Raw genomic sequence first — 3,779 nt, forward strand, 5'->3', positions numbered from 1 at the left:
GGGGGGGGGGGGGGTGCTTCAGGGGGGCTTGCTTTACTCAGGGGCTTTGCCCCCGAACCCCCACCAAAGGGCATTGCCCTTTGGAAACCGTGACTTTCACAGGATGTTTGAAATGTGGGGATTTATAACATGCTGAAATCATAAGGGTTTTTTGACGCTTTTCTTGTTTTTTATTGCTGGTCTGTTTTCAGGCAATCTTCTGGTGGGGCCGGGGGTGTTTTCGTCCCCCAAGGGATATTGGAATGTTGGGGGTGTCAGCGCAGGCCAGTGATCGGAATCATGAAAATTTCGGCGGCAATCTTTACAAAACAGCGCCTTTGCAAAAGGCAGGGTCCGAAGCATTTTCTGTCTCCTGTCCATGCGTTGTGTTCAGGCCGTCCTGTATTTTCCAACCGGCGGAGATCAGCTGCTTGCCCTGCGCCAGAATATGTCCAGCGCATCCAGTCCCGCGCGCAGCGTGCGCGTGCGCAGGCCGGTGGGTTCATCCATGCCGCATGTGGCGATGACGGCGCGGCGTTGCGCGGCGCTCAGGCAGGACAGGGCTTCGTTCAGCTCCAGCACCGCCCACGTGACCGGGTCATGCCCGCCCGCCGGGCCGCGGGCGTCGCCCGTTGTGGGGCGATAGGACTGTGTTAACGGTGTCTGCCGCGCCGCACGCGTCCACAGGCCGCGAAAGCGCAGGCCCGCGCGATACTGTGCGGGATCTATGGCGCTGTTGGCGCGGTAAAACAGCCGGTCGAGCATACATTCACACCGCACTCGCCGCACGGCCTGCGCCGGGGTGCGGGGGGTGGTGACGACCATGTCGGACACAACCTCGCGCGCACGCGCGGCTGGACCGGGGGCGCCCATGTCGGGACGCGCGGTGGTGGCGGTGTAAAGACGGGGCATATGAAGACTCCTGAAAAAACGCGATGGCATAAGGCAGCAGGGACATCGGCCGAAAAGTCATGGTTTCCAAAGGGGAATACCCTTTGGTGGGGGTGTGGGGGCAAAGCCCCTGAATGTCGCATTTAGAGAGTGTTTGAAAACAACCCATTGATAAACAACAGGAAAAATCTTTGGGTGCCGCCTTTTTCCAAAAAAGCGGCGTCTTTCGAAGCTTTTTGGAAAAAGCTTCACCAAAAACCTTTATGATTTCAGGATGTTGTCACGCCTGACTTTTCAAACAGTCGCCCTCTCCGCGGCTCCGCCCGGCCTCGGCGGGACGCATGTTCCCCGCACCCTGATCTGTTGACGAAGTCACGGTTTCCAATGGGTCATTCCCGTTCCCGCAATGTCAGCAGCCGCCGCAAATTATGTTGTTCCGTGCGGATGCGCTGTGCTGTTGGGTACAGCAGGGCATGCAGTTCGCCGGGCGCGGGCCAGCGTGCGCCCACGGGATATCCGTTGCGCGGCGGCTGTCGGCACCAGGCCATGCGGGTGGCGGGTGTCCATGCCCCGAACGGGATATCGGCGCAGACTTCGGCAATGGCGGCGGTCTGTCCCACGACCTGCGCCGTGGGTGGGGGATTGCTGACCAGCGGGGCAAGTTTCTTCAGCCACGCGGCAATGACGACCGGCGGCGCGGGGCGGGCGGCGTTATCGGCATGGGCCATCTGCGTGCGCAGGGCGTGCAGGCGTGCGGGCGTCAGGTCGCGTGGCAGGATGGTCATCCCCGCGCGCATGGCCGCCAGCAGGCCCGCGACATCCCCCGCCGCCGGACGCCATGCGCATCCGTCCGGCACGGCGGGAATGGGGGTGGCGTGTGGGTCGGTCATGTCATGCATCGTCATATCCCGTGCAGGTCCGGTATGGCGTCCCATGCCGCCAGCCGCGTGTCGCGTGCGTGCGCGGGGCCGTCGCCGGTGCGCTGGCGCAGGGACGCGACCACCCATGCCACCGGGTCCGCCGGGCGCAGCACACAGGCGTCATGCAGCACCCCGCCGAGCGTCGCGGCATCGTCACCGGCCATCTTCATCCATTGCCCCACCAGCGCCCGTGCCTGTCGCGGGCCGCGTCCCGTCAGGTCCCCCGCTTGCGCCACCATCGCCGCCATATTCCGGGTTCGCGTTGCATCGGGGGGCATCATGTCAGCCGTCGCCGCGCCGGGGACCGGCGGACGCGCCGCGTACGGCGCGGCGGGGGGCTCACTCTCACTCTCACTCTCACTCTTACTCTCACTCTCGCTGTTCCTGTCCACGCCGGATGAAACGCGTTTCGCGGGTGTGGGGTCGGGGTGGGTATCGGGCGGGTCAGACCGTGTCCCCCGCCACCGGCGCAGGCGTTCGGCATCATCATTGCGACGCCGTTGCGCCCGGACCCGCCCCACATGGGCGCGTGTGGCCTCGCGCGCCAGTAACGGATGGTACAGGCGTCCGTCCGAACAGGCGACAAACCCGTCAAGCGCCCGTGCGCGCACCCGCCGCCATGCCCGCACATCGCGCCCGAAATCAGCCAGCGTCGCCAGTGCGCGATCCTCCATCGGCAGGCTGCCTGCGGGCACCTGATTCCATGCCGACCACCACAGGCGCAGCGCGGCGCGGAATTCCGCATCGGTGCATTGGGTATATAACGGCCCGCAAAACAGCCGATGCCCGAACAGGGGCATGAACTCATACCCGCGCAGGTCACAATCCGGCGGTGATAACGGGGCCGGGGCGGTCATGTCGGGGGGCGCGTTCATCCGAACATCGTCCGGCAGGTGGGGCACAGCCGCAGGAAACGCCCATCCGCAATAAACGCCGCGTCACAGTTCAGGCAGGCGCGCCGTACTTCGTCCCCGCGCAAGGCCATATGCGTCGCCGCCTGATGCAGCCGCAGGTGCCGCAGGCGGGTTTCCATCGTCTTGACATTCAGGTTCAGCCGACGCGCCGTTTCCCGATTGCTCAGCCCGCTGTCCCGCAGGTGCGCAACCTGTGGGTCCAGCCGGGACCAGTCAATGCGCGGTGGCCGCGTGCGGTGCGATAGGCCCGGGCGCAAGGGCGCGCGCCGGGTGTGGGGGGCCGGAACAGGGGCCGGCTGTATGTGCATTTTTTTCATACAAAATGGTGTGCGACAAAGACACACAAAATGCAAGCGAAAATTCTGCACATCGCCAGAAGGCCGGATGCGCGCCCCAAACGCCCTTGCATCCCGCCCTGAAAAAGGACGAAACCCTTTGATTACAACGTATTGAACGGGTCCGGCGCACGCGGGGAGGGGGCGTGTGTGACGGTATGGGGGGGAGTTTGGTCTTGTGCATTTGTATATAAAAAATGCACATTATGCCCCTGTAACAGGATGTCAGGGACGATACGCATGCATGGTGGGGGAGAGATGGACACTATATGTGCGGACCATCCGCGCTGGGCGGTGCGGTATGTGGCGCAGTTGCGGGCACGGCTGTTGCGCCTGTCACAGATCCGGTCCGAACTGTCGGCCACCCGGTTTGAGGGGGCGTATGATGGGGCCGACCTTCTGGGGTATCTGGATGATGAATGTGACACCGTGCGCACGGCGTTGGCGCGGGTGGATCAGGAGGTGGAGGCATGGGCCAGCGACATGGGCGAAAGCCGCGCCGCCGATGCCGCCGATGCCGCACGCGACCTGCAGGGGGACGGGGGCGCATGACCCCCTGTCGCCCCCCATGATTCAGGGGGCGCACACGTGTTATCCACAGGATTGTGCGTAAATCCTTCCCCAGAATCTGTGGATAAGGCGCATTTATGCCGCCTTACTCTGGCATGCGGCGTGACGCGGGATGAGTGTCAGGACGTGTTTGAAAACAAATCATTGATAAAAAAGAAAAGTTTTTGGGT

At 63.6% G+C, this 3,779-nt stretch carries 6 protein-coding genes; 1 reads left to right on the top strand and 5 read right to left on the bottom strand.

The features are described 5' to 3' along the window. Positions 1 to 138 precede the first annotated feature (138 nt). The 5 genes from B7G66_RS17585 to B7G66_RS15165 all read right to left on the bottom strand — a co-directional run bounded on the left by B7G66_RS17585 (position 139) and on the right by B7G66_RS15165 (position 3,012). Complete coding sequence (locus tag B7G66_RS17585) at positions 139 to 342, bottom strand: hypothetical protein (protein ID WP_141313016.1); 204 nt, start codon at positions 340 to 342, stop codon at positions 139 to 141. 60 nt (positions 343 to 402) lie between these two features. Next, the gene (locus B7G66_RS15150) at positions 403 to 891 is read right to left on the bottom strand and encodes a hypothetical protein (RefSeq protein ID WP_003621731.1); all 489 of its coding nucleotides are present in this window, start codon (positions 889 to 891) and stop codon (positions 403 to 405) included. A gap of 368 nt (positions 892 to 1,259) precedes the next feature. Continuing rightward, positions 1,260 to 1,760, bottom strand: coding sequence for a hypothetical protein (locus B7G66_RS15155; protein WP_147317915.1), 501 nt, complete (start codon positions 1,758 to 1,760; stop codon positions 1,260 to 1,262). Between the two features lie 11 nt (positions 1,761 to 1,771). Further along, entirely contained in the window at positions 1,772 to 2,665 is an 894-nt protein-coding gene (locus B7G66_RS15160; protein WP_003621736.1) for a DUF1376 domain-containing protein, read from the bottom strand. After that, positions 2,662 to 3,012 carry a helix-turn-helix domain-containing protein gene (locus B7G66_RS15165; RefSeq protein WP_003621737.1) on the bottom strand — a complete coding sequence of 117 codons (351 nt, stop codon included), beginning with the start codon at positions 3,010 to 3,012 and terminating at the stop codon, positions 2,662 to 2,664. Before B7G66_RS15165 ends, B7G66_RS15160 begins: the two co-directional genes overlap by 4 nt. 285 nt (positions 3,013 to 3,297) lie before the next feature. On the opposite strand from B7G66_RS15165, the gene B7G66_RS17590 reads away from it, so the two are divergent. Continuing rightward, on the top strand, positions 3,298 to 3,591 hold the full coding sequence (locus tag B7G66_RS17590; RefSeq protein ID WP_139312539.1) for a hypothetical protein: 294 nt from the start codon (positions 3,298 to 3,300) through the stop codon (positions 3,589 to 3,591). The last annotated feature ends 188 nt before the right edge of the window (positions 3,592 to 3,779 follow it).

Origin of the sequence: Novacetimonas hansenii JCM 7643, assembly GCF_000964405.1 — a bacterium.
Taxonomy (GTDB): domain Bacteria; phylum Pseudomonadota; class Alphaproteobacteria; order Acetobacterales; family Acetobacteraceae; genus Novacetimonas; species Novacetimonas hansenii.